This is a genomic window from Bradyrhizobium sp. CB2312 (assembly GCF_029714425.1).
Taxonomy (GTDB): domain Bacteria; phylum Pseudomonadota; class Alphaproteobacteria; order Rhizobiales; family Xanthobacteraceae; genus Bradyrhizobium.
The window spans coordinates 4,347,840-4,371,159 of sequence record NZ_CP121668.1; the positions used below are offsets into that span (position 1 = coordinate 4,347,840).

General features: G+C 64.2%; 24 protein-coding genes and 1 pseudogene. 12 read left to right on the forward strand and 13 right to left on the reverse strand.

Features of this window, described 5'->3' with window-relative positions; all coding sequences use genetic code 11:
- Nucleotides 1-83 precede the first annotated feature (83 nt).
- Nucleotides 84-851, reverse strand: a complete 768-nt coding sequence (locus tag QA642_RS21225) for a Hint domain-containing protein (protein ID WP_283086346.1) — start codon at nucleotides 849-851, stop codon at nucleotides 84-86.
- A 213-nt stretch (nucleotides 852-1,064) separates the two neighbouring features.
- Nucleotides 1,065-3,428: a type II secretion system secretin GspD gene (gspD, locus tag QA642_RS21230; RefSeq protein WP_349253858.1), complete on the reverse strand. Its 2,364-nt coding sequence runs from the start codon at nucleotides 3,426-3,428 to the stop codon at nucleotides 1,065-1,067.
- A 447-nt stretch (nucleotides 3,429-3,875) separates the two neighbouring features.
- Here gspD and QA642_RS21235 point away from each other — a divergent pair.
- Nucleotides 3,876-5,065: pseudogene (locus QA642_RS21235) on the forward strand (GspE/PulE family protein); the annotation flags it as partial.
- A gap of 504 nt (nucleotides 5,066-5,569) precedes the next feature.
- Entirely contained in the window at nucleotides 5,570-5,935 is a 366-nt protein-coding gene (locus tag QA642_RS21240) for a helix-turn-helix domain-containing protein (RefSeq protein ID WP_283086347.1), read from the forward strand.
- On the opposite strand, the gene QA642_RS21245 is transcribed toward QA642_RS21240, so the two are convergent.
- Complete coding sequence (locus QA642_RS21245) at nucleotides 5,932-6,756, reverse strand: transglutaminase-like cysteine peptidase (protein ID WP_283086348.1); 825 nt, start codon at nucleotides 6,754-6,756, stop codon at nucleotides 5,932-5,934. The two genes, QA642_RS21240 and QA642_RS21245, sit on opposite strands and share 4 nt — an antisense overlap.
- Nucleotides 6,757-6,892: 136 nt before the next feature.
- Nucleotides 6,893-7,126 carry an antibiotic biosynthesis monooxygenase gene (locus QA642_RS21250; RefSeq protein WP_349253859.1) on the reverse strand — a complete coding sequence of 78 codons (234 nt, stop codon included), beginning with the start codon at nucleotides 7,124-7,126 and terminating at the stop codon, nucleotides 6,893-6,895.
- 614 nt (nucleotides 7,127-7,740) lie between these two features.
- On the opposite strand from QA642_RS21250, the gene QA642_RS21255 reads away from it, so the two are divergent.
- Entirely contained in the window at nucleotides 7,741-8,349 is a 609-nt protein-coding gene (locus QA642_RS21255; RefSeq protein WP_283086349.1) for an isochorismatase family cysteine hydrolase, read from the forward strand.
- 21 nt (nucleotides 8,350-8,370) lie between these two features.
- On the opposite strand, the gene QA642_RS21260 is transcribed toward QA642_RS21255, so the two are convergent.
- The 7 genes from QA642_RS21260 to QA642_RS21290 all read right to left on the reverse strand — a co-directional run bounded on the left by QA642_RS21260 (nucleotide 8,371) and on the right by QA642_RS21290 (nucleotide 14,166).
- Entirely contained in the window at nucleotides 8,371-9,153 is a 783-nt protein-coding gene (locus tag QA642_RS21260; protein WP_283086350.1) for a Crp/Fnr family transcriptional regulator, read from the reverse strand.
- Between the two features lie 173 nt (nucleotides 9,154-9,326).
- A complete protein-coding gene (locus QA642_RS21265; RefSeq protein WP_283086351.1) occupies nucleotides 9,327-9,491 on the reverse strand; it encodes a hypothetical protein in 165 nt (54 codons plus the stop codon).
- Nucleotides 9,484-10,482, reverse strand: coding sequence for a DUF305 domain-containing protein (locus QA642_RS21270; protein WP_283086352.1), 999 nt, complete (start codon nucleotides 10,480-10,482; stop codon nucleotides 9,484-9,486). Before QA642_RS21270 ends, QA642_RS21265 begins: the two co-directional genes overlap by 8 nt.
- Before the next feature lie 6 nt (nucleotides 10,483-10,488).
- Nucleotides 10,489-10,668: a CsbD family protein gene (locus tag QA642_RS21275; protein WP_283086353.1), complete on the reverse strand. Its 180-nt coding sequence runs from the start codon at nucleotides 10,666-10,668 to the stop codon at nucleotides 10,489-10,491.
- 158 nt (nucleotides 10,669-10,826) lie between these two features.
- On the reverse strand, nucleotides 10,827-12,428 hold the full coding sequence (locus tag QA642_RS21280) for an alpha-amylase family glycosyl hydrolase (RefSeq protein ID WP_283086354.1): 1,602 nt from the start codon (nucleotides 12,426-12,428) through the stop codon (nucleotides 10,827-10,829).
- Nucleotides 12,429-12,445: 17 nt separating this feature from the next.
- Nucleotides 12,446-12,979: a hypothetical protein gene (locus tag QA642_RS21285; protein WP_283086355.1), complete on the reverse strand. Its 534-nt coding sequence runs from the start codon at nucleotides 12,977-12,979 to the stop codon at nucleotides 12,446-12,448.
- An 11-nt stretch (nucleotides 12,980-12,990) separates the two neighbouring features.
- Nucleotides 12,991-14,166: a zinc-dependent alcohol dehydrogenase gene (locus tag QA642_RS21290; protein WP_283086356.1), complete on the reverse strand. Its 1,176-nt coding sequence runs from the start codon at nucleotides 14,164-14,166 to the stop codon at nucleotides 12,991-12,993.
- A gap of 172 nt (nucleotides 14,167-14,338) precedes the next feature.
- Between QA642_RS21290 and QA642_RS21295 the strand changes: the two genes are divergently transcribed.
- Both QA642_RS21295 and QA642_RS21300 read left to right on the forward strand, forming a co-directional pair.
- Nucleotides 14,339-15,121: an SDR family NAD(P)-dependent oxidoreductase gene (locus tag QA642_RS21295; protein ID WP_283086357.1), complete on the forward strand. Its 783-nt coding sequence runs from the start codon at nucleotides 14,339-14,341 to the stop codon at nucleotides 15,119-15,121.
- Nucleotides 15,122-15,206: 85 nt separating this feature from the next.
- Nucleotides 15,207-15,356 carry a hypothetical protein gene (locus QA642_RS21300; RefSeq protein WP_283086358.1) on the forward strand — a complete coding sequence of 50 codons (150 nt, stop codon included), beginning with the start codon at nucleotides 15,207-15,209 and terminating at the stop codon, nucleotides 15,354-15,356.
- Nucleotides 15,357-15,500: 144 nt separating this feature from the next.
- Here QA642_RS21300 and QA642_RS21305 read toward each other — a convergent pair whose 3' ends face one another.
- Nucleotides 15,501-15,905, reverse strand: coding sequence for a response regulator (locus QA642_RS21305; protein WP_283086359.1), 405 nt, complete (start codon nucleotides 15,903-15,905; stop codon nucleotides 15,501-15,503).
- Nucleotides 15,906-15,991: 86 nt separating this feature from the next.
- Between QA642_RS21305 and QA642_RS21310 the strand changes: the two genes are divergently transcribed.
- From QA642_RS21310 to QA642_RS21330, 5 genes are all read left to right on the forward strand, one after another.
- A complete protein-coding gene (locus tag QA642_RS21310) occupies nucleotides 15,992-16,999 on the forward strand; it encodes a chemotaxis protein CheB (RefSeq protein ID WP_283086942.1) in 1,008 nt (335 codons plus the stop codon).
- Nucleotides 17,000-17,009: 10 nt separating this feature from the next.
- A complete protein-coding gene (locus QA642_RS21315) occupies nucleotides 17,010-17,279 on the forward strand; it encodes a hypothetical protein (RefSeq protein ID WP_283086360.1) in 270 nt (89 codons plus the stop codon).
- Nucleotides 17,280-17,517: 238 nt separating this feature from the next.
- Complete coding sequence (locus tag QA642_RS21320) at nucleotides 17,518-20,688, forward strand: CheR family methyltransferase (protein ID WP_283086361.1); 3,171 nt, start codon at nucleotides 17,518-17,520, stop codon at nucleotides 20,686-20,688.
- Entirely contained in the window at nucleotides 20,688-21,434 is a 747-nt protein-coding gene (locus QA642_RS21325; protein ID WP_283086362.1) for a Crp/Fnr family transcriptional regulator, read from the forward strand. The genes QA642_RS21320 and QA642_RS21325 overlap by 1 nt, the downstream gene beginning before the upstream one ends.
- Before the next feature lie 136 nt (nucleotides 21,435-21,570).
- The gene (locus QA642_RS21330) at nucleotides 21,571-21,777 is read left to right on the forward strand and encodes a hypothetical protein (protein ID WP_283086363.1); all 207 of its coding nucleotides are present in this window, start codon (nucleotides 21,571-21,573) and stop codon (nucleotides 21,775-21,777) included.
- A 500-nt stretch (nucleotides 21,778-22,277) separates the two neighbouring features.
- On the opposite strand, the gene QA642_RS21335 is transcribed toward QA642_RS21330, so the two are convergent.
- The gene (locus QA642_RS21335; RefSeq protein WP_283086364.1) at nucleotides 22,278-22,562 is read right to left on the reverse strand and encodes a hypothetical protein; all 285 of its coding nucleotides are present in this window, start codon (nucleotides 22,560-22,562) and stop codon (nucleotides 22,278-22,280) included.
- A gap of 319 nt (nucleotides 22,563-22,881) precedes the next feature.
- On the opposite strand from QA642_RS21335, the gene QA642_RS21340 reads away from it, so the two are divergent.
- Both QA642_RS21340 and QA642_RS21345 read left to right on the forward strand, forming a co-directional pair.
- Nucleotides 22,882-23,088 carry a hypothetical protein gene (locus tag QA642_RS21340; protein WP_283086365.1) on the forward strand — a complete coding sequence of 69 codons (207 nt, stop codon included), beginning with the start codon at nucleotides 22,882-22,884 and terminating at the stop codon, nucleotides 23,086-23,088.
- 2 nt (nucleotides 23,089-23,090) lie between these two features.
- Nucleotides 23,091-23,288, forward strand: coding sequence for a hypothetical protein (locus tag QA642_RS21345; RefSeq protein WP_283086366.1), 198 nt, complete (start codon nucleotides 23,091-23,093; stop codon nucleotides 23,286-23,288).
- Nucleotides 23,289-23,320: the final 32 nt, after the last annotated feature.

The window sequence follows — 23,320 nt, forward strand, 5'->3', positions numbered from 1 at the left end:
ACAGGCAGGCAGGCCCCGGAGGGAGGCTCCCACGACGGATCAGGGCCGCAAAGTGCGGCCCCGCTCGCGGCCCATGATTGATGTCAGGCTACCGTTTCCGGCTGCTGCGCGGTGAGGGCGGCCGCACGGGCGTCCAGCCGGGCGCGAACCAGGTCCAATTGCCGCTCGCCCCGCGATGGCGACAGCAGGCCTTTGACCTCAGTCTTGATCTGGGCCCGCAGGCCGTTGCCGACGATCGGCGCGCAGTGCTCGTCTCGCGTTTGCCCGTGCCCGCGAAGATAGCTCGATGCGTTGCTCATGGTTTCGTCCACGCGCAGCAGGGACTCGCAGGGCGCGCCTTCCGCATAGATCACATCATGGCTATCGAGCTTGATGTGGAAGAATTCCAGCTCGTCATGCTCATGAGCCGGGTAGCGCGAGATCGTGGTGTCGTTGATCAGGCACTCTGCCGGGATCAACAGACCATCGATCAGCAAGGCGTGCCCCCCGGTCACGAACAGGTCGGCCGAAGGGACATTTGGCGCGAGCGCGCCGCGAGCGATGCGGACGGGACGGGCATGCTTGTCCCACGGTCTGGTTGCATCGCGCCTGGTCCGCCGAAAGCGTCCGATCCACTCGATCGGCCGTGCTCCGCCGAAGGCGGTCGGGACGATATCGCCCACGCAGAGGTCTTCGATCCTGCGAACGCCCGTGAGGGTCGCGATCCCAGTGCCTTTCAGGAAGCAGTTCTTGCCGTGGTAATAGGCCCGGGCAGGCCCGACCCCGCAGCCCGCAAGTGCGGCCGCCGCAGCGAAAATCATGCGACGTGTCATCGCCTTCGGTGGGGTCTTCGCTCGATCCGCCTGCGACATTCGTTCGCGTCTCCAAAATTCCGCTTATCCCGCGATCGTCCGTTCCGGATCAAACCGGAAATGATGCGTGTAGCGTTGCTGTCGTCTCGTTATGTTAGTTATATGTTATACATTAACGCATGTGCGAGGTAAACCCCCTGTGGGGTCGGCGTCGACTGCGACATGATCTCGCCCACGCCGGCAAGAACGGAGAGTGGTGGGACCGCCCGAGGCTCAGCGGTACGTGGTCGGCCCGGTCTGCTTCGGTCCGATCGCATTGATCGTGCCGCGCAGCTTGGTGCGCAGCTCCTCGGCAACGAAGTGCGCGTCCGCGCCGTCGCGTATGATCTGCGGGCGGATGAAGATGATCAGCTCGGTACGCTTGACCTGCTTGTCGGTCTGCCCGAACACGACTTCGCCGAGCCCGGGAATCTGGTCCAGCCCCGGAATTCCGGAGCGGGACTTGGTCTGGCTGTCGCTGATCAGGCCTGCAAGCAGCACCGTCTGGCCGCTGGCGACCGCAACGGAGCTGCGCACCTTGCGGGTCGACACCGTCGGGGTCAGCGAGTTGGTCGAGGTCGAGGAGGAGCCCGACGAGGAATTGCTGACGGGATTGGAGATCTCCTGCTCGACATCGAGCCGGACATTGCCGTTGGCGTTGATCCGGGGCACCACGCGCAGGATGATGCCGGTGCTGCGATAATCCGTCGTGTTGGCGATCGTGTTGCTGCCGGTCAGGACCGTCGCGCTGCCGGTCTGGATCGGGATCTCGTCGCCGACCTGGAGCGTCGCAATCTGGTTGTCGATCACGACCACGGACGGATTCGACAGCACCTTGACGTCGGTGATGGCGTGCAGGGCGTTGAGCACAGCCCTTGGCGTCTGCGCGGAGCCGACCAGGAAGTTGAAGCCGGGAATGGCGCGCTGGAGCACCACATCGGCTGCCGCGGAGGCAATCGCGCTCGCGCCGTTGTAGCCGAGCGATCCGGTGTTGGGCTTGAGCCCGAGATCGCGGCTCATGATGTAGGACTGGATGCCGTATTGAAGGTCGTCGGTCAGCGTCACCTCGGCGATGGTGGCGTCGATGGCGACCTGAAGCTGGGGCTGGTCGACTTCCTTGATCGTCTGTTCGATGGTGCGGTACTGCTCCTGGCTCGCATAGATCAGAAGCGTGTTGTTGACGCTGTCGGCGGTGATGCGGACGCCGTCGAGAACGCCGGCACCGCCGGGGCCCGCTCGCCCTCCGCTCTGGCTCGAGGCGGAATTGTCGAACAGGCTGCCGCCGCCTTGCGCGCTCGAGCCCGCGCCGTAGCTCGCCTGATTGCCGGACGAGGCATCTGCCATCGCGCTGCCGGAGGAGGAGCTTCGTCCACTCGATCCGAAGCCGCCTGATCCCGACTGGCCGGTGGGGGAGGCGGAAAGCCGGTTGAGCGCGGAGCCGCCGCTCGAGCTCGCCGACGCGCCGGAACCGGGCGCGACTTGTCCGGCCGGGCTGTCCAGCGGCGAAGACGAGGATCCCGACGAACTGCTGCCGCCGAACACATCGTTCAACACGCGTGCGATCTGCTTGGCATCGCCAAACTTCACGCGATAGACGTGAACCGCGGACCGCCCCGTGTTGGTCGTGTCGAGGCGCCGAACCCAGGTCTCGACACGCTGGAGCAATTCCGGCTTGCGCGTCACGGCGAGCACCGCGTTCATGCGCGCGATTGATTGGAACTTGATGAGGTTCTGCGTCATCCCGCCTTCGCCGGAATCGACGATCTTTTCGAGCTCGACGATGATGGGACCCGGATTGCTGTTCTGCACCGGGAAAATTCCGACGGATTGCCCCTTGAGGAAATCCGCGTCGAAGCTGAGCACGAGATCGACCGCGTTGCGGCGCTCACTGCCGGTGCCCTGGATCATGATGAGGTTGCGGCTGGTGTCGGCGCGGATCATGCCCTGCTTGGTGGCAAAACTGTCCACCAGCTTGATGACCGTCTGCGCCGAGACATATTGCAGCGGCACGATCGTGATGCCGTAACCCGGCGTCATGCGATCGGCCGCATCCGCTGTGCCGACCCCGACCGCGTCGGCCTGGGGCATCAGGCGGTAACCGGTATCGTCGCGCACCAGCGCGACGCCGCCAAGGCGAAGGGCATTCTCGAGCGCGAACGCGACGTCGGTTTTCGGGATCGGCCGCCCCGACGAAAGGCTGATATTGCCCTGAACGCGGGGATCGATGACGTAGCCGACACCGAGGATGTCTCCGAGTACGATCTTGGCGACGGATGCGATCGGCGAATTGTCGAAATTCAGCTCGAACTTGTCCGCACTCGTCGTTGCGGCCTGCGCCGAGGTGGCCGTCGGGGCCTCTTCACCAGGGTCCGCGGCGTAGATCGCTGTCTTGGCCTTGGGACCGGTGCTGAGTTGCCGCTGCGGCAATTGTTGCGGATAACGCGGCAGCAGGTCGACCGAGCGTACCTTGTCGAAGACGTCAGGATCCCTGTTGTTGTCGACATCGGCGATGCTGCTCACCGTGTTGCAAGATCCAAGCAGCACCGAGATCATCGCGCATTGGACAAACAAGCCGATCTGGAATGCTGTTCGGCTCACCGACTGCCTCACTCACGCGCCGCCCGTTGCCACTCCTGGGGTGGGTCGAGCCGAAGCCGTTTGCTTAACTCTCTCCTGTGACAGCCATGTGTTATAAACGTTGCGTAGTCACGCGACGATCGTAATCTGAATGTTATCGACGTTTGAGATCCATGGAAATCGCGCTGAAATATCAATGCTGTCGACTGCGCTTATGTTGTGAATCGTCGGTGCGAATAATGTCGATGATCATAACGTCACATTTCCAATCAGTAAGTAGGGTAAACGGCGCGCTCGCCGCTTCGAGCGGCTGTCAGAGTTTTCCGGTAGACGTTCATGGCTTCTCCGAATGCGCACGAGTTCGCAGCTCGTTTCAGCCGAACGGCCGGCCTGAAGGCGGACGCGGACAAGCTCGGCAGGCTGAGCGGGGCAGGGCCGGCGGAAGGCGGCCTGCGCAAGCTGTGGGAAATGAGCGAATTGTCGGCCAGCGAGTTTGCCGACGAAGTTGCGCTCTTCTTCGAGCTTCCGCGCCTCACGCTTCAGGACATGATGGCGGCGGAGTCCGGGCGCAGCAGTTCTCGCGTCGCTTCCTGCGGGAAATGGCGGTGTTCCCGTGTCAGCCGGCAGGCGCATCGCCGGTGCTTGTGGTTGCCGACCCGACCGACCGTGCCTCCATTCAAGCGGCGGGGATCGTGCTGTGCGCGCCGCCCACGATCAAGGTGGCGTCGTTCGAGGACATCGCCACCGTGCTCGACCAGCGCCTTGGCGAGGAGGAGAGCGCCAGCGCCGAGAACGCCATCAGTGCCACCGTTCAGGACGACGACATCGACAATCTGCGCGACCTCGCCAGCGGCGCGCCCGTCGTCCGGGCCGTCAACGACTTGTTCGAGACTGCGGTCGAACTGCGCGCCAGTGATATCCACATCGAGCCGGGCCGCACGTCGCTGATCGTGCGGATGCGCGTCGATGGATTGCTGCGCAACGTGGCGACGCCCAACGGTGTTCCGCCGCAGGCGGTGATCTCCCGCATCAAGATCCTGGCCGGTCTCAACATCGCCGAACGTCGCCTGCCGCAGGAAGATGGCGCGCGGGTCCGGGCCGCGCGCTCGGAGATCGACGTTCGCGTGGCGATCATGCCGACGCAGCATGGCGAGTCCGCCGTCATCCGCCTCCTGCCGCGGGACCGGGCCCTGTTGTCGATCGACAAGCTGGGCTTCCTTGCCGGCGACCAGAGCAAATTGCGGCGCATGCTGGCGCTGCCGCACGGCATGATCATCGTCACCGGCCCGACCGGCAGCGGCAAGACCACGACGCTCGCAACGGTCCTGTCGCTGCTCAATGAGCCCACCCGCAAGATCCTGACGATCGAGGACCCTGTCGAATACGAGATTCCGGGCATCTGCCAGTCCAGGCCAAACCGTCGATCGGGCTGACTTTCGCCACCGCACTGCGCTCCTTCGTCCGCCAGGACCCCGATGTGATCATGGTCGGCGAGGTCCGCGACTCCGAGACGGCCCATGTCGCCATTCACGCCGCTCACCGGCCATCTCGTGCTGACCACGTTGCACACCGAGACGGCTGCGGCCGCCGTGCCACGGCTCCTCGATCTCGGGGTCGAGGCGTTCCTGCTGCGCTCGACGCTGCGTGCGGTGATCGCAACAAGGTCGATCTCAAGGAATTCAGTCGGCATGAGACGCTCGATGCCGTCGACGGCCAGAGCGGCTATTATTGAAAGTTGAGGCTGCGTCATATCGTAAGAGCAGCTTAAAGTAGCATTAGATCATACTCATCTTCCGGGCTCGCGGTGGCTCCGTGCAGGCGAGCGGGATGACCGGCCGCTGGCCGCAGCTCCGATTTTTCCTTTAAATTCGCGATCGAATTTGCGATGCAGGCTCCAGGGGTTGAAGGCGGCCTGAGTCTGGAGGGGAATTTTGGCAGGACGCCGGTGTGTGCTAGCAGGGCCGCGGGACCGGCCGGGGGCATCGGGCGAGCGCAAATTAACCATCGGCAATGCGATGGTCGCGCGAAAGGCTTTACTGTGGGGACAATTCGCGCAAAGCCTGTCGCTACGAACGCAACCCTACTTTTCATTAGTCAGTTGAAAAGGTTAACTAATCCCGCTTTGCAAGGGCAAAGTGGGGACATTGGCCGGAGAGGGCGAGATGGTCGGCAGGAGACATGATTCGCGGGAAATTTCGGACAAGCTGGCCCAGGCGGATCAACTCGCGGCTAGAGGCAAGACCCAGCGCGAGATATCGAAGGCGCTCGGCGTCAGCATCATGACCTATCATCGCTGGAAGAAGATGCTCAAATCTCCCGAGCCTGCGAAGGATGGGGCAGGCGGCGCTATTGACATTGGCTCGAGCATCCCTCGCGATGCCAACTCCGAAGACACCATCAAGCGCCTCGAGGTGGAAAACGCGCAACTGCGACGTCTTGTAACTGACATGTTGCTCGAGAAGCTGAAATACGAGGAAGAGCTGCGCGCACGCCAGGAGCCGCGGCTCCGGCGCCCCGAGAAGGGCTAGCGCGTCCGCAAGCGAAGTGAACACCGGTTCGCATCGGGAAAACGCGGCAACACAATAAATCGAGAGCCCCGTTCCGATGTCCTCGGAACGGACATGGCTCTAGGGCCTGATCCCCAAAGCGGGAGGCAAGGGGAAGGACGAGGCAAGGGACGCGGGAAGCGGCGAGGCCGACGACGCGAGTTCAACGGCCGGTTTGGCCTGCTCGGCACCGAACGATACCCAGACGTTCGGATCCGTCGCGCTCTGGCGCGACAGGTATCGATAATCGTCTCGTACCAGAACAGGATTTCCGGCGTCTGGTTGTCGAGTATCATTTCGCCTCGATCGGACCGGACGGTCAGGACGGCATGACGCGTCCTGGTCTGGCCGCGCTCCTCGACGATGGTGATCAGCAGCGCGCCCTGGGGCCACCCAGCCTTCGCCAGCAGCTTGCGCTTGAGCAGGACCATGTCTTCACAATCGCCGCGGTCGAGCGGGTAGGCCCAGCGCTCGGTTTTTCCATAGAGTTCGGCATCGCTGGTCCACGTCACGCGATCGTTGACGTATTTGTTGATCTCGTAGAGTTGCTGGAGCAGCTCGGGCGTGAGCGTGACGTCGCGCGCCTGATCGGCCGAGGGCTTGCATTCGTCGGCATTGGCGGCACAGAGCTGGAGCCAGCCATTGGGCGCCTTGGTCGCGCTGCCGATCGCGGCGAATAGCGCCGGACGGGTAAGGAAGGCGTGAGCCGGGAGCGCATCCCAGGCGAACAGGGCGGCAGCGGCAGCCGCGGTCCACGCGCGAAGCCGTCTGGCGGTTCGTCCCTCCATGCAGAAATTCGTCATGCCCGTTCCCCACCGGATTCCGGGTGGAAGGCTCGCAGAGACAGCTCGCGATCCCGCTAAGCAATTGCTTCAAATTGAACGGATCTCGGCAGATGCCGTTTCACGCGGACGGCTATGGTGTGATTTCAGTTAAGGTTCAGCGATGGTCGCTCCGCAGCGGCTCCCAGATCTCGATATCGCGATCGCGCACGAGCAACCCGGGAAGCGCTTCGTGCCAGGCGTTTCGATAGGATCGCTTGATCTGGACATTCAGGAGCTCTTCATGGCTCTCCCAGGTCTCGTAGAGCATGAAGCGATATTCGGACGCCGGATCGCGATGCAGGACCGCCTGGTGGAAGGTCGGCTCGTTCCGCATCGCGTCGAGTACCATCCCGAGCAGCCGCAGAAAATTTTCGCGCTACCCAGGCACGACGTCGAACTTGATGACGTAGGTAACCGGCATGGGTGACTTGCCTCGGTGTTCGCCCTGGCGGGAATTGCCGCCAGTCGACGCGAGGATGCGCCACGCAACCCAGGCGGGTCGATTACCTCGCGGGTAATGAGGACGCGAAATGTGCACGCCAGTTCAACCGCGCAAGTCAGCCCGACGCTGCATCTGCTTCGGCGTCGGACATCAACACCCGCGCCGGATGGCTGAAGATTTCGAATTGGTCTCCGCGCGCGACACCGACGAGCGTGGTGCCGCTCGACGTGAGTCGGGGCATTTTCACCGAGGCCGCGGGTGTAAGACGCGATCGCATGCGCTGATGAATTGGGAGCGGTGCATGAGTGCTTGCCTTGCGTCTGTTCATCGACGCGCGAGCGCGAGCAAGGCTCCGAAACGTCCAGGAACTTGCGATGGCATCTCGGGTTCTTCGCCTGCAGGGCTTGCAACGCCGTTGCTCACATCCTGACGCAGGAAGAGGTTGCGATCCTCGGCAGCGAGATCCTGCTCAAGCAGAACAAGTCCGATGGCTACATATGTGTGAGCTGCGGTGGAGGACGATGAGAGATAGCACGTCGAAGGTCGCTTACATCACGAACGCCGTTCACCTCTGCATCGATATGCAGAATATTTTCGCTCCCGGCGGGCTGTGGGCGACGCCCTGGATGGAACGGGTCTTGCCGACGATTGCCGGGATCGCTTCGCGCTATCAGGCCCGGACGATCTTCACGCGCTTCATCACGCCGCAGGATCCGGAAGATCGCCCCGGACAGTGGCAGCGCTATTTTCACCGCTGGAGCGAGGCGACGCGCCGGCATCTGTCGCCATCCGCGCTCGAGCTCGTGCCGGCGCTTGGCCGGCTCGTTCCGCCCGCCGTCGTCATCGACAAGCCGGCCTATTCTGCGTTCAGCAATCCCGGTCTTGCGACCCTGCTGGTCGAAAAGCACGTCGGCACGGTCGTCATCACCGGGGCAGAGACGGATGTCTGCGTGCTGTCGACGGTGCTGAGCGCCGTCGATTTCGGTTTCAGAGTCGTCATCGTCGAAGACGCGCTGTGCAGCTCGTCCGACGTCGGGCATGATGCGCTGATGACGATGTACCGCACCCGCTTTCACGGCCAGGTGGATCTTCTGACCGCGGAAGAGCTGGCAGAGTTTTGGCGCGCGTAGAAATGCGCGCCTCGAAGCGGCTCAAGCAAGCGCGACGTCGGCCGGCGCCGCTCTCGGTTGGGGCGTCCGCGCATCGCTTTCTGCGGATCGCATGCTCAGATAGGCCGGATCGAAGCCGGCGAGCCGGACCAGTCCCGGCCAATTGGTGATCGTCATGGTCTTGCCCTGCCATTGCAGCAGGTTGCAGCGGCGCAACTCCTGAATGGTGCGGTTGGCGTGCACCGGGGAGATGCTGCAGGCGGCCGCGATGTCGGACTGGGTGAAGGGCGAGGGCAATCTGAAATCCCTGGCGAGACCGACGATCTGCAGGCGCGCGGTGATCTCGCAGAGCAGATGCGCCACGCGCGTCAACGCATCGCGACTGCCGAGATTGACCGTCCAGTTTCGCTGGATCGCGTGATCTGCCAGCAGCATCAGCAGCAGGGCGTGCGCCATGGCCGGCGAACGCGCCGCCATCCCGCGACAGAAGCGGTGCGGCACGAGGGCGACGATCGCAGGGCCGAGCGCGATCAGATTGCCGTCGATGCGCGGGCGATGGAGCGTGTGAAGGTTGGCGATGTCGCCAGCAACGCAGATCGACGTGATCTGCCCATCCTGGCTTTCCGGATTCTGCCAGGACAGATAGCCCTTGAGCAGCAGGCAGCATTGGGTCGCCTCGTCGCCATGCCGCAGAATGGCCTGATGCGTTCCGACATGCGCGATGCCGCTCGGCATGCCCGCGAGAAGGTCGAGATCGTCGGCGGTCAGGTCGGCAAGGCTCGCCAGGCGATCGGCGAGCCTCGAGTAAGCAAATCCTGCTTGCATGCGATGTCCGATGGCCCGCCGCCCGTGTCGGACTTTGGCCGAGAAGGACGGCGGAAAGCATTAACCTTTGATACGTTTGCGCCGACGAATGGGCCCGGAGCCATGCCGCATGATCGCCTGAGGTCAGGGAACTATGCTCGTCAATCGGCTTGCCGAACCAAGGTTCCTAGCGCTCAATTGACGTTGTCGCCGAGCATGTTGCGGAAGGCGGTGATGACGGCGACAACGCCGCTCACGCCTTGCATGAGCGCGATCTCGCCCTGCTGCTCGTGGCGAATAGCATGGGCCATGATGCGCAGGCGCAGATCACCGCGGCTGTGCCACATCTGATCAGCCATCCTGACCGCGTCTGTGATGCTTGCTCATTGCTGCGACGAACAGCGCGTCGAACTGGTCGGCCGGCGCGGTCTTGACCTGCCGCATCTCGTTCGGCGTCAAGAAGCCCGGCATGGCGGCGCGTTCCTCGGTGCTGCAATCCGGCATGTCCGTGTCGAACCAGCTCAGCCACCAGGTCTCGAAAATCCGGTTCTCGCCGGTCTGACTCGCGACCATCAGCATCGCGAGCTTGCGCAGATGCGGATCGCGTGCGCGTTCGGCACCGCTCTGTGCGAGCTCGATACCCTGCGTGTGATGCGTCGTCATATGGCGGAGATAAGCCTGGTCGGCATTCCTGTCGCGGCCGGTCCAGGGCAGCTCAAAGCCGATGCTGCCGAGCAGCGCGATTGTGCCGAGCACTGCAACCATGGCCATTGCGCCGGTGATCCAGGCATTGGTGAAGCGTAGGTCTCGTTCCGGCGCGTTGCCCGGCATCCAGCGCAGCCGCGCGAACAGGGGATACATCACGGCGGAGGAGCCGTGGACGAGCAGGCCGATCCAGTAGGGTTGTTGCAGCGTGAACAACGGCTGCCAGAACGGAAACAGCGGCACCAGCACGAACCATTCCATGGCCGAGGAAAACACGGCCCAGGGCAGCGCGAGCAGCAGGATCGTGAGCGGCCGCAAATCGGCGGTCCAGCGCCCGAGCACGCCGAAGAAGACCAGCGCCCAGGAGAAATCCGCCCATTGGTGGAAGGCGATGCCGGTGAGGATCGCGCTCCACGACGGCTCGGCGCTGATCGCCCAGTCGCGTGCCGGAATGGCCGCAACCGTCATCCAGTCGACCGCGGCATCGCGGCCGATTCGGGTGGCGAAGAGCTGGCTCACGATGGTCGAGAAGCTGCTACTGATGAGGCCGAGCGCGGCAGCGGCGATCCAGCGTGAATGCCGCCGACGTATGGAGAGTAACGAGGTGCTCTCGCCAGTGTGCTGAAGGGAGATGGCCGGGTGCACGGCGGTTCACGTGAGCTGCTTGAGCTTCTTCAGCGGATTGAGATCGCTCGGCTGGTCCTGCTCGTCACGGCCGCGCTCGGCTTGCGCCTTGCCGTCGTCGTGCAGATCCTGATCGCCGATGATCTCGCCGACAGCCTGCCTGGTCCTGCCGACGATCCGCTCCCGAAGACCCTTGGTCTTGCCCATGAGCTGCCTCCGATATGGCCTGCCTCCAAGCTCACGCCGCTAACCCCGGCGCTTGAAGGGGGCGAGCGCCGGGGCTGCGGTCTGGTACGCTTCCGGCAGCGGGGGGACCCCGGAAGCGTTGATGAGACTCGCTGGCGCGCCGATGGTTCCTGCGGCGATCACCGGTTCTCGAGCGCGATGATCACCCCTTCATTGCCCCGAAGCAGGGTGGTGGCGTGCGGCAGTGGCGCGGGCGGTCGGTCCAAATGCGTCGATATCAGCAGGCGGCCATGGCCGTGCCAGTGCCATTTGCGCGGTTCGGCGGCGATGTTGAGCGCGACCAGTATCCCGTTAAGGCCATCGGTCCGCCGGTAGGCCAGAACCTCGTTTTGTGAACGCAGGGGCTCATAGCTGCCCTGGCGTAGGCACGCATGCTCGCGCCGGAGCGCCATCAGCGCGCGAAACAGCGCCAAGATCGAATGTTCGTCACGGCGCTGCGCGGTCACGTTGAGCGCGCCATCGCGCTCCATCGGAAGCCAGGGATCGCCGGTGCTAAAGCCGCCATTGGCGCTGTTGTCCCACCGCATCGGCGCGCGTTCGGGGTCGCGGCACAGTCCGTATCCCGGCACCAGCTTCTCGAAGGGATCGCAGACGCGGTCGGGCGGAATCGGCACGCGCTTGCGGCCAATCTCGTCGCCCATATACAGGAACGGCGTTCCGCGCAGCGTCATCAGCAGCATCGCCAGCACACGCATCTGCGCTTCGCCGATCTTGCTCGCGATCCGCTGCTTGTCGTGGCCGCCGATCAACCAGACCGGCCAGGCGTCGTCGGGCAGGGCGTTATAATAGGCGTCGATCGCCGCTTGCAGCGACAGCGCATCCCAATGCGCGTCGAGCAGCGCGAAATTGAGCGGCAGGTGCAGGCGCGGCCGGTCATTGCCGTAGAAGTGACCGATGCGGTCGGTCTTGCCCTGCACCTCGCCGCAGAGCAGCCGTTCCGGATAGTCGTCGACTACCTCTCGGATGAATTCGATGCAGGTCATCGTCTCCGGCCGGTCATCGGTGAAGACAGGCGTCCGACGCTGCGGCGGCGGTTTGCCCTCGGCCTGCGGGTTCGGTGGATTGTCACGCAAAAGCTCGTCCTTGATCAGGACCGCGCTGGCATCGACGCGAAAACCGTCGACGCCGCGATCGAGCCAAAACCGCATCACATCGGCGATCGCGGCGCGCAGTTGCGGATTGCGCCAGTTGAGGTCGGGCTGCTCGACCAGGAAGGAGTGGTAGTAATATTGCCGCCGCGCCTCGCACCATTCCCAACCGCTGCCGCCGAAGCGGCTCAGCCAGTTGTTGGGCGGCCCCCCGGTCTCGGCCGCATCGGCCCAGATGTACCAATCGGCCTTGGCACTGTTCGGCGAGCTGGAGCTCTCGACGAACCATGCGTGATCGTCCGCGGTGTGATTGGGAACGAGATCGAGGATGAGGCGGATGCCTTCGGCGTGCAGCGCCTCGAGCAGGCGGTCGAAATCATCGAGGCTGCCGAAGGCGGGATCGATCGAGCAGTAATCCGAGATGTCGTAGCCGAGATCCCGGAACGGGCTGTTGTAGATCGGCGTCAGCCAGACCGCGTCGACGCCGAGCCATTTCAGATAGTCGATGCGCGACATCAGGCCGGCGAGGTCGCCCTTGCCGTCGCTATTGGAGTCCTGGAAGGAGATCAGTACGATCTCGTAGATGACGGCGGATTCCCACCACGCGCCTGCTTCACCGGACTTGGCGGTCATCGACTTGCTTCACCTCGTCATGCTTTGACGTAAGCTGCGATCTGCTTCGCCGCGCTCCGGGCGCTCTCGATGCCCTTGGGGAAGCCGCTGCGGTTCGGATAGAGCTTGCGGCGTGCATCGCGCGGCGGCCGACGCGGCTTGGTGTCCTGCGCCGCCTGATAGTCGAGCATGGCGATGCCGCCGACCATCAGCAGCGCGAGCGCAATGTTGCCCTTCCTCGGATTGTCGGATGTCAGCCCCGAGAGCAGCGCGGCGGCATCGAGGCCATCGCCGCCGACGCGCGCCCACAAGCCGGCATTCTTGTCGACCGAGAGCGACATGATCCCGGCCAGGATCTCGCGCACGCCGAAAGCGCGCACCAGCGTCTCGCAGCCCTCCATGCCCAGCGTTTCCGTGACGCGTCTCGGCGCGAAGAATTGCACGACACCGAGGCCGATGCTGAACCAGCCGAGCGCGCGGGCGAGCTGGTCTTCCGGCCGCTTCAGGCTCGGCCCGCCCTCGATGATCTCAGGATCGCCTTTGGTGCGCACGATGTTGGAGAAGTGAAACATAGGCTTGCTCCTCAGGGCCTCAGCATGACCTTGACGCAGGAATCGCGCTTGTCGCGAAACACCTGGTACATCTCGGGGCCTTGCTCGAGCGGAACGGTGTGGGTGATGACGAAGGACGGATCGATCTGGCCCTCCTCGATGCGGCGGAGCAGGTCGTCGGTCCAGCGGTTGACGTGGGTCTGTCCGGTGCGCATCGTCAGTCCCTTGTTCATGAAGGCGCCCATCGGCAGCATGTCGGAGAATCCGCTGTACACGCCCGGCACCGAGATGATGCCGCCGGGCCGGCAAACATAGATCATCTCGCGCAGCACATGCGGTCGGTCGCTCTCCGCCATCACCATCTGCTTGGCGCGGTCGAGCAGCGTGTCGGGCAGGGAAGCCATCACGTGGGATTCCATGCCGACGCAATCGATGCATTTTTCCGGGCCCTTGCCGTCGGTCAGCTCCTTGAGCCGCTCCAGCACGCTCTCGGTCTCGAAATTGATCGTGGTGGCGCCGCCGGCTTCCGCCATGCTGAGCCGCTCGGGCAGGCAGTCGATCGCGATCACCTGGTTGGCGCCGAGCAGGATGGCGCTGCGGATCGCCATCTGCCCCACCGGACCGCAGCCCCAGATCGCGACTGTGTCGGTCGGCACGATGTCGCATTGCACGGCGGCCTGCCAGCCGGTCGGGAAGATGTCGCTGAGAAACAGCAACTGCTCGTCGGGGACGCCGGCGGGCACCTTGATGTGGGTAGCGTCGGCGAAGGGCACACGCAGATATTCGGCCTGGCCGCCGGGATAGCCCCCGGTCAGATGCGTATAGCCGAACAGGCCCGCCGTGGTGTGCCCGAACACCTTGTCGGCTAGATGGCGCTTGCGGTTGGTGGTTTCGCAAACGGAAAAATTGCCGCGCTTGCACTGGTCGCATTCGCCGCAGATGATCGTGAACGGCACGACGATGCGGTCGCCTTTCTTCAGCTTGCCGTCGACGCCGGAGCCGACCTCGACCACTTCGCCCATGGTCTCGTGGCCCATGATGTCGCCGGGCAGCATGCCCGGAATGTAATTGTGGAAGAGATGCAAGTCGGAGCCGCAGATGGCGCAGCTCGTGACCTTGATGATGGCGTCGCGCGGGTCCTGGATTTCAGGATCGGTGACGGTGTCGCACCTGATGTCCTCCTTGCCATGCCAAACCAGCGCCTTCATCTCCGTCCTCCGAGCTCGATCACGCCATCTAAGTCCAGCGATGAACGATGGTTGCTACGCGGTCGCAAATTCTTCGCACCGCACCGCCCTGCGCAAAAATTAGGAACGAGGGAGCAGGCCGGTGATTGGGCGTGATCATCGTCCCCAAGTATTGTGTCGAAGGAACACGCTCATGCCCGCCAATCAATTCGCCGTCGTCACGGGCGCCTCCACCGGGATCGGCCTGGAGCTCGCCAGGTGCTGCGCCCAAGCAGGCTTCAATCTGGTCATCGTGGCGGACGAGCCCGAGATTGAGCGGGTGGCGGTTGATCTGCGCAGGCTCGGCGGCAGCGTCGAGCCGGTGCAGGCCGATCTCGCCACCACCGAAGGTGTCGACAAGCTCTGCGCCGCGGTGGCCGACCGGCCGATCGACGCGCTGCTCGCCAATGCCGGCATCGGCCTCGGCAAGGCGTTCCTCGATCAGGATTTCCAGCGCATCAGGCGCATCATCGACACCAATATTACCGGCACGCTTGATCTGATCCATCGTGCCGGTAACGAGATGCTCCGGCGCAATTCCGGGCGCATCCTGATCACGGGGTCGATCGCCGGCTTCACGCCGGGCAGTTTTCAGGCGGTCTACAATGCCAGCAAAGCATTCCTCGATTCATTCTCGTTTGCGCTACGCGAGGAGCTGCGCGACAGCGGCGTCACCGTGACCTGCCTGATGCCCGGCGCCACCGAGACCGAATTCTTCCGCCGCGCCGACATGATGGACACCAAGGTAGGCACCGAGCCGAAAGATAGCGCCTATGACGTCGCCAAGGCGGGCTTCGATGCGATGCTGCGTGGGGAATCCGATGTCGTCACGGGGATGAAGAACAAGATCCAGACCACGATCGCCAACGTCACGCCCAACGAGATGCTGGCCAAGCAGCATCGCAAGATGGCCGAGCCGGGCACGGCCAAGTCGTAGGAGGAGGGGCGGCGCAATTTCCGCGCGGCGATCCGGCAAATTCTGCGCGGCCAAACGGAAGGAGGGCGCCGATTCACATAGCCTAATGCGCCGGGCCTCCGAAGCGGTCAAACTGCTCACGCTGGAACAGGGGGCTGCGATGGCAATGGATCGTATCGAACAGGCTTTCGTGGCAACTGCAATCACGGGCTTTCTCGTGATGCTGGTGGCAATCGTCTGGATGATGATGAGTTGATGCGGGGAGGCCTGTCTTGCGCGTCGCGCTGCCTTATGCTGCGACTCTCTTGTGTCTGGTGGTGACCGCCTGGCTCGCTTTCGCGCATCTGTTCTGATCGCCGCGAGCCCGCAAGTGAGTGGTGCGAACACGCCTCACTGCGTGTCAGGCCCGCGGATCGGCAATGAGCGCGGCCAGCTTCCGCGCCATCGCCGGAAGATCGATCGGTTTCTCCAGCAGCGGCACGTCCTGAAATTCCGGACCGAGGGTGATCTTGTCGTATCCCGTGGTGAACACGAAGGGGATGTTGCGCGCCTTCAGCTCGCGCGCGATCGGAAAGATCATCTCGTTGCGGATGTTCACATCGAGCACGGCGGCATCCAGGACGCCGCCGTCGTGCAGGATCTTGAGCGCGTCGTCGAGGTGACCGACGGGACCGGCGATCTCCGCGCCGAGCGCGCGGAACGTCTTGCCGATGTCGTCGGCGAGGAAATACTCGTCCTCGACGACGAGAATGCGCCGCCCGGTGAGTTGCCCGCGTTGACGTAATGATGTCGGCGATACCGCCATGGTGCCTCCGGTATTCGCTTCAAGTTCATAGGAACATAAGGCGTCGGCCCGCCTTGGTGCAAACAATGCAGGCGAAGGCCGGTTCCATGCGCAACCGTGACATCATCGTCATCGGCGGCTCGGCCGGAGCCACCCAGCCGCTGAAGCAGATTCTGGGTGGTTTGCCCGCCGATCTGCCCGCTGCCATCTTCATCGTCCTCCACATTCCGGCGCATGGCATCGGCATCCTGTCGACGATCGCCAGCAGTGCCAGCCGGCTTCCGGTCAGCCAGGCCGAAAACGGCATGAAGATCGAGCCGGGCCGGATCTACCTAGCCGCGCCGGATCACCATCTCCTGCTGTCGGAAGATCACATTTTTCTCGGGCGCGGCCCGCGTGAGAACATGGTCCGGCCGGCGATCGATGCCCTGTTCCGCTCCGCCGCCCTGTATCACGGCCCGCACGTGATCGGCGTGCTGCTGAGCGGTCTACTCTCCGACGGCGCCGCCGGCCTCAATGCGATCAAGCGCTGCGGCGGGATGGCGGTGGTTCAGGACCCCGCGGACGCCATTGCCGACGAGATGCCCCGGCGCGGGATGGAAGCGACCACCATCGACCTCTGTGTTCCCGGCGCCGGCATGGGCGACGTCCTGTCCGAACTGGCCAGGGAGCAGGCCGGAGACGTCTTGCCGATCCCACCCGAGATCAAGCTCGAGGTCGAGATCGCGGCTGGTGACCGGATCGGTAGCGACAACCTTGTTTCGATGGCCGATCCCGTTGCGCTGACCTGCCCGGCCTGCGGCGGCGTCCTGTCCGTGGTCAAGGAGTCCCGCCCGATGCGCTTTCGTTGCCAGGTCGGTCATGGCTACACCGCCGATGCGCTCGGCAAGGAGCAGGAGGGGCGGGTGGATGAAGCCTTGCGGGTCGCGCTGCGCATCATCGAGGAGCGGGCGGAACTGGTGCAGCGCATGGCGGCCGATGGCCGGCGTGCCGGGCGGGCGGCTGTCGCGGAGATGTACGAGGTGCGGGCGGCCGAATATCGCGAATATGCCGACATGATCCGGCGCGTCGTGCTAAAATCGCTCGATCCTCCCGTTCGCAAACGGGAGGCGTGAAGGCTCTGCCATGGCCATCTCCCTTGCCGAACGCACCGCGCAGCTCAATGCCGAGCAGAGCCTGCTGGTGAAGGCCGACCACGACATCGAGGAAGGCTGGCAGCGCATCCGCGACCAGGAAGAACGCGTGCTTGAACTCATGGCCGGCGGCCACGACGCCCGCCAGGCGGAGCGGCTGGTGCAACTGCTCAAGCAGACGCTGGTGGAGTGGGAACGCCACCGGACGCTGATCGAGCAACGCGTGGCATATCTCCAGCGGGAGGTCGATCCGGGCGACTAAAGGCCGCCCGTCCTGGCTGCGTACCCGGCGCTCCAACGGCGGCCGTTCGCGGTGCATTGCGGCTTTTGCCGGGCCGGGCACGCCTGAGTTTCGGACTGGAACCCGACCACGCCCGGTAGGATCGTGCCAAGCACTACGGGACATTTTTGCCTCTGATCTGTTGGGGTAATATCGATTTCTGCTATTTGCAGGGACCGGTCCCGTTGGTTCCGGTCGGTGAACGAAAGCTGCCAGGGCCATGAATGAAATTGGCGACCAGCCGGTTGATGGAGAGCGTCAGATCAAGTCCCCGCTGATCATCGGCGTGGGCGCCTCGCCCGGCGCACTGGACAGCATCGAGCGCTTTTTCGCCAAGCTGAGCGTCGGCGCCGATCAGGCCATCGTCCTGGCTCTTCAGTATCACGAGGCTTTCGACGAATCCCGCCTGCGTGGCCTCGTTCAGGGCTCCAACGGCAGTAAGATCGCCGACATCGGCGATGGCCATGAGATCGAGGGCGGCACCATCTACCTGTGTCCGCCGGCGATGATCACGACGATCCAGGGCGACCGGTTTGCGATCCGTAGGGCCGAGCAGGCGCCCGGCGAGCGCGCCACCATCGACAGCTTCCTGGTGTCGCTGGCCGAGGAGCGCGCCGAGCAGTCCATCGGCGTCATTCTCGCCGGCACCGGCGGCGACGGCACGCTCGGCACCGCCACGCTGAAGGATCATGGCGGCCTCGCGATCGCCGAGAAGGTCGTGAGCCAGGAAGAGGCCGACCATCTGCACGACAGCAATACGCCCGCCGCCATCGCCGACTACGTGCTGCCGCCGGAGGACATCCCCGAACATATCCAGGTCTACGCCCGTCATCTTCGGCGCCTGGACGAGAAGCAGGGGTTTGACGAGGTGCTCGCCGCGGCCGCGACCTCGCTGTCGCGCATCGCCGACATCCTGCGCAACAAGACGGGGAACGATTTCCACGGCTACAAGCAGAACACCTTCCTGCGCCGCGTGCAGCGGCGCATGCAGGTGGTCCAAATCGACGAGATTCCCGCCTATGTCGATTTCCTGCGCAACGACAAGGACGAGGCGCAGAACCTCTTCAACGATCTGCTGATCGGCGTCACCGAGTTCTTCCGCGACAAGCGTGAGTTCGAGGTGCTGGAATCCCAGATCATTCCGAAGATCTTCGAGGGCAAGGGCACCGGCCAGCAAGTGCGCGTCTGGGTGCTCGGCTGCGCCACCGGCGAGGAGGCCTATTCGATCGGCATCCTGCTGCGCGAGCAGATGGCCCGGATGGACTCCGCGCCGCAGGTGCAGATCTTCGCCACCGACATCGACGGCCGGGCACTCGCAACCGCGCGGGTCGGCCGCTATCGCACCAATATCGAGGCCGACATGACCGGCGAGCGCCTGGCGCGCTGGTTCGTGCGCGAGGGCGACACCTATTGCGTGGTCAAGGAGCTGCGGGAGATGTGCATCTTCTCGCAGCACAACGTCATCAAGGACGCGCCGTTCTCCAAGCTCGACATCGTCTCCTGCCGCAACCTGCTGATCTACCTCAATGCCGAATTGCAGAACCGGGTGATCCCGTTGTTCCATTTCGCGCTGCTGCCGGAGCGCTATCTGTTTCTCGGCAATTCCGAGAACGTGACGCGGCATCCAAAACTGTTCGCGCCGATCGACCGGCGCGCCCGCATCTTCAGGAAGCTCGACACCGGAACGCGGCTGCCGCCGGAATTTCCGATCACGACCGCGGCGGGCAGGGCGCCGGTCGAGGTGCCGCCGGTGCGCTCGTTCGGACCCGACGTCGGGCTGGAGCGGCGCGCACAGCGGATCGCGGAGCGCTATGCGCCCGCCTACGTCATCACCGACGACAATTTCCAGATCCTGCACTTCTCCGGACGTACCGGGCGCTACATCGAGCCGACGGCGGGCGCAGCCACGCTCGACCTGCTCCAGCTCGTGCACCGCGATCTCAGGCTCGAGCTGCGCAGCGCGCTGAGCCGCGCGGCGGAGACCAACGAAGCGGCCCAGGCAGAACAGGTGCAGCTTGGAGTCAATGGCCACCGCGTCCTGGTCGACATCACCGTCGAGCCGATCCAGGAGGGCGTCGGCGGCCATCGCAATTTCGTGGTGCTGTTCAAGGACGGTCCGGTCCGCACGATCGAGGCGAACCCGGGTAACCCGAGCGCGCTGGTACGCACCGAGCATGTCGAGCGACTCGAAAGCGAGCTGCGCGCCACGCGTGAGCGCCTCCAGGCGACCATCGAGGAGCTCGAGAGCACCAACGAGGAGCTGAAATCCTCCAACGAGGAATACCAGTCGCTCAACGAGGAGCTGCAATCGGCCAACGAGGAGCTCGAGACCTCGCGCGAGGAGTTGCAGTCGGTCAACGAGGAGCTGACCACCGTCAATGGCGAGCTGGCGCACCGTGTCCAGGAGCTGACACGCGCCACCAGCGACCTCAAGAACTTCCTCGAGAGCACGCAGATCGCGACCGTGTTCCTCGACAACGATCTGCGCGTGATGAACTTCACGCCGGCGATCACGCAGGTCCTGCATCTCGTCGAGACCGATGCCGGCCGGCCGATCGCCCATATCAAGGCGCGCATCCCGATCGAAGAGCTCTACGACGACGTCCGCCGCGTGCTGCGCACGCTTGCCGCCAGCGAACGCGAGCTGAGCGCGCCCGAGAGCGGCACGCGCTACATCGTGCGCATCCTGCCCTATCGCAGCATCGACAATTTCATCGCCGGCGTCGTCGTCACCTTCATCGACGTCACCGCGATCACCCGTGCAGAGGAGCGGCAGCGCCTGTTGCTGGCCGAGCTTCAGCATCGCGTCCGCAACACGCTCGGCGTGGTGCGCTCGATCGCCCGCCGTTCGGCCGATTCCAGCACAACCGTCGAGGAATACGCCTCCCATCTCGACGGCCGGCTCAACGCTTTCGCCCGCACCCAGGCGCTGGTGACCCGCGATCCCGAAGGTGGCGTCGACCTCGAATATCTCGTGGTCGAGGAGCTGCTCGCCTACAACGCCCGCGAGGGCGAGCAGATGCGGGTCTCCGGCCCCAAGGTGCGCTTCCAGCCCAAGGCCGCAGAGACATTCGCGCTCGCGATCCACGAGCTCGCGACCAACGCGCTGAAATACGGCGCCTTGAGCCAGCCGGCCGGGCGCATTGAAATCAGTTGGCGCCTCGACGAGAGCACGGAGCCGGCGGAGCTGGTGTTCGAATGGCGCGAGCGCGGCGGACCGCAGGTCACACCGCCGCCGCGAAAGGGTTTTGGCACTGAGCTTCTGGAACGCACGCTGGCGTTCGAGTTCAAGGGACAGACCACGATGGCGTTCAGCCCGGCCGGGCTGCAATGCACGATCTGCATCCCCCTGAGCAAGCGCACGTTCCACACTCCGGTGGTGGCTGGCTGATGACCCTGTCGACCTCCGATCGCAGCCTGCTGGAGCCGGCCATCCGCCGGCTGAGCGCGCTGCGGCCGTTGTCGGCCGAAGCCCGTGCATCGCTCGAATACGCCATGCTCGAGGGTCTGCAGCGCGCCGGGGCCGGCGAGGACCTGATCTCGGAGGGCGATCCCGTCGACAGCGTCCGCGTCGTGCTGTCGGGCTGGCTCTGCCGCTATAAGACGCTGGAGGACGGAAGGCGCCAGATCGTCAATTTCATCTTCCCGGGCGAGAGCTGCGACGCGCATGCGTTCCTGCTCTCGGTGATGGACCATTCCATCGCGACGCTGACGCCGGTGGTCTATGCCGAGATCAGGCGCGCGCGATTCGAGGCGCTGGTGGTCGCCGACCGTTCGCTCGCGGAAGCATTCTGGTGCGAGACCCTCGTCAACACCGCGATCCAGCGCGAATGGGCGATCAATCTCGGCCGCCGCATTGCGCTGGAACGCGTGGCGCATCTGTTCTGCGAGATATTCGAGCGGCTTCGCCCCGTCGGCATGGTCGACGGAAATTCCTGCATCATGCCGATCACGCAGATGGACCTCGCCGACGCCACCGGGCTTTCGGTGGTCCACCTCAACCGGACCATCCAGGAGCTGCGTGCCTCCGGCCTGATCGTGCTGCGCGATCGCACGCTGACCATCAGCGATCTCGACGCACTGAAGGACGCGGCGTTGTACTCGCCGAGCTATTTGCAGCTTTACCGGCGCGGTTGATGGGCGCTGCGGGACGCAACGCGCCAATCGAGAAACTTGATCAGGGTTAGTGGGCGCGCGAATTTTTTTGAGCCAATGACGTCGTTTGAGTAACTTGTGCAAAGGCGGGACGACGCTGCTGCGCCTATGATGGGCAATGCAAAACGCGCTCTTGGCCCGTGCGGCCCGGGCCATCGAAGCAAGCCGCATTCTTCGCGATCAGCACAGGCGGGTCACGGAGCAGCATGGCCGCAACGTGGACGCGGCGCGCCTTGCGGTGATGAAAAGCGCCATGGCGCGCTCGGAGATCAAGGCCTATCGCGACAATCGGCAAGACGAGCCCGATCAAGACGAGCCCGATTGAGGGCTGAGCCAGCCAATTCGCGGAACCGAGCAACTGTTTCGCGTCGGGAACGTTGACGTTCGCCATGCCGATTCGGCTTTGGCAACCACCCGTGACAGGAACGCAACGGCGCGCTCTGCCTCTTGGTCAGGGAGAACGCTCATGTTGACACGGCGTCGTCACAAACAAACGGACTTGATGGAGACGCGCTTGGCTGCGGAAGCGGAGCGGCTGCGCGAGAAAGCCAGATCGCTTCCGCCCGGGGCCGCGCGCGACGAGATGCTGCACAAGGCGCGCCAGGCGGAAACGGGATCTCAGATGAGCGAATGACTGCGGTCGCCGGGCTTGCAGCCGCCGGACTAGACAATGATGCGGGCGAGTGAAGCGCGAGCTGCACGCGCCGGGAACGGGTCAGATGTCGGCGCGTACCGATGCGCTGATGTCGTGGGCAGAAACCGGAAAAATGAGCACCACGTCCATCGTCCCCGTTGTGTCCGGTTGTCACCCGGCGGTGCCTCCGGTCAACGCCGCTTCGCCGTTTTGGTTCGCCTGTTATAGGGTGAGCGATTGGTCGGCCTCAGCGAAATTCCTTCGCGCTGCGCCTTGCTGCGGATGGCCGCGACCGGACGTTGAAGCTTGATGCTCATCACGCCCGTCGGCGTGTTTCCCTTCGCGAGCTGCTTCAACTTGCTCACATCCGCAGGCGTCCACGGCTGGCGCGCGCGCCGCTTGTACGCGGGATTTGCCTTGCGTGGTCCCTTGCGGCCGATCGGTGACCCCGGCCGCTTCCATGCTGCTTTCGCCATGATGATCCTCCTTCAAGTCCTTCATGAACAAGCGAATCAGCATTTCGGTTCCGGCGCATTTGCTGCCGCAATGCGCCGCCTCTCGGCGCGCCTATTCATGCTCTCGACGAACCGATGCCGCAGTGCGCACGCGCTTTGCGCAAAATCACGCAGCGTTAACTTATTGAAATGCCGGAACCCGAAATCGCGGCGGAAGCTATGTAGGCTGCCGGACAGGGCCGCCCCACCGGCAGCTCAATGACTGATGACTTGGGCCCCGGCGCCCAATCCCCCGCCGGGGCCGATTTCCGTCCATCCGAAATCATCCGTGAAAAGTCCAATGACCGCCAAACGCAACCGCAGGAAACAGACCCAATCGCTCCAGGAGCGGTTGACCGCATTCGCCGAAAGCGCCCGCGAGCGTGCCCGCAGCCTGCCGCCTGGCAGGGAGCGCGAGATGCTGCTGCGCCGCGCCAAGCAGAACGAGGTGACCTCAAATCTGACAGACTGGCTCAGCGCGCCCGCCTGCCCAAGACGAGGAGAATGATCATGCGGAGCATCAAGCATTATCGCGCCTTCCAGATCGATCGGGAGGGGCATGTGTTCGGCTGCATCAACCTCGTCTGCGACGATGACGAGCAGGCCAAGCGCGAGGCCGCGGCACTCGTTCTGGTCCACCGCATCGAGCTGTGGCGGCTGGACCGGCGGATCGCGCAATTCGATCTGCCGCCGGAGGTCGTTCGCTAGTAGAGCGGAGCGGAACCGCGCGCAGCGCCCCG

Bases quoted from the DNA above. Each gene is read 5' to 3' on its own strand.
- QA642_RS21335 (WP_283086364.1), bottom strand. From the start codon at position 22,562: ATGGCGAAAGCAGCATGGAAGCGGCCGGGGTCACCGATCGGCCGCAAG.
- QA642_RS21280 (WP_283086354.1), bottom strand. From the start codon at position 12,428: ATGACCGCCAAGTCCGGTGAAGCAGGCGCGTGGTGGGAATCCGCCGTC.
- QA642_RS21330 (WP_283086363.1), top strand. From the start codon at position 21,571: ATGCAAAACGCGCTCTTGGCCCGTGCGGCCCGGGCCATCGAAGCAAGC.
- QA642_RS21345 (WP_283086366.1), top strand. From the start codon at position 23,091: ATGCGGAGCATCAAGCATTATCGCGCCTTCCAGATCGATCGGGAGGGG.
- QA642_RS21245 (WP_283086348.1), bottom strand. From the start codon at position 6,756: ATGACGAATTTCTGCATGGAGGGACGAACCGCCAGACGGCTTCGCGCG.
- QA642_RS21295 (WP_283086357.1), top strand. From the start codon at position 14,339: ATGCCCGCCAATCAATTCGCCGTCGTCACGGGCGCCTCCACCGGGATC.
- QA642_RS21265 (WP_283086351.1), bottom strand. From the start codon at position 9,491: ATGGCTGATCAGATGTGGCACAGCCGCGGTGATCTGCGCCTGCGCATC.
- QA642_RS21285 (WP_283086355.1), bottom strand. From the start codon at position 12,979: ATGTTTCACTTCTCCAACATCGTGCGCACCAAAGGCGATCCTGAGATC.
- QA642_RS21340 (WP_283086365.1), top strand. From the start codon at position 22,882: ATGACCGCCAAACGCAACCGCAGGAAACAGACCCAATCGCTCCAGGAG.
- QA642_RS21255 (WP_283086349.1), top strand. From the start codon at position 7,741: ATGAGAGATAGCACGTCGAAGGTCGCTTACATCACGAACGCCGTTCAC.
- QA642_RS21300 (WP_283086358.1), top strand. From the start codon at position 15,207: ATGCGCCGGGCCTCCGAAGCGGTCAAACTGCTCACGCTGGAACAGGGG.
- QA642_RS21325 (WP_283086362.1), top strand. From the start codon at position 20,688: ATGACCCTGTCGACCTCCGATCGCAGCCTGCTGGAGCCGGCCATCCGC.
- QA642_RS21260 (WP_283086350.1), bottom strand. From the start codon at position 9,153: ATGCAAGCAGGATTTGCTTACTCGAGGCTCGCCGATCGCCTGGCGAGC.
- QA642_RS21250 (WP_349253859.1), bottom strand. From the start codon at position 7,126: ATGGTACTCGACGCGATGCGGAACGAGCCGACCTTCCACCAGGCGGTC.
- QA642_RS21310 (WP_283086942.1), top strand. From the start codon at position 15,992: ATGCGCAACCGTGACATCATCGTCATCGGCGGCTCGGCCGGAGCCACC.
- QA642_RS21305 (WP_283086359.1), bottom strand. From the start codon at position 15,905: ATGGCGGTATCGCCGACATCATTACGTCAACGCGGGCAACTCACCGGG.
- QA642_RS21275 (WP_283086353.1), bottom strand. From the start codon at position 10,668: ATGGGCAAGACCAAGGGTCTTCGGGAGCGGATCGTCGGCAGGACCAGG.
- QA642_RS21225 (WP_283086346.1), bottom strand. From the start codon at position 851: ATGTCGCAGGCGGATCGAGCGAAGACCCCACCGAAGGCGATGACACGT.
- QA642_RS21320 (WP_283086361.1), top strand. From the start codon at position 17,518: ATGAATGAAATTGGCGACCAGCCGGTTGATGGAGAGCGTCAGATCAAG.
- QA642_RS21240 (WP_283086347.1), top strand. From the start codon at position 5,570: ATGGTCGGCAGGAGACATGATTCGCGGGAAATTTCGGACAAGCTGGCC.
- QA642_RS21315 (WP_283086360.1), top strand. From the start codon at position 17,010: ATGGCCATCTCCCTTGCCGAACGCACCGCGCAGCTCAATGCCGAGCAG.
- QA642_RS21290 (WP_283086356.1), bottom strand. From the start codon at position 14,166: ATGAAGGCGCTGGTTTGGCATGGCAAGGAGGACATCAGGTGCGACACC.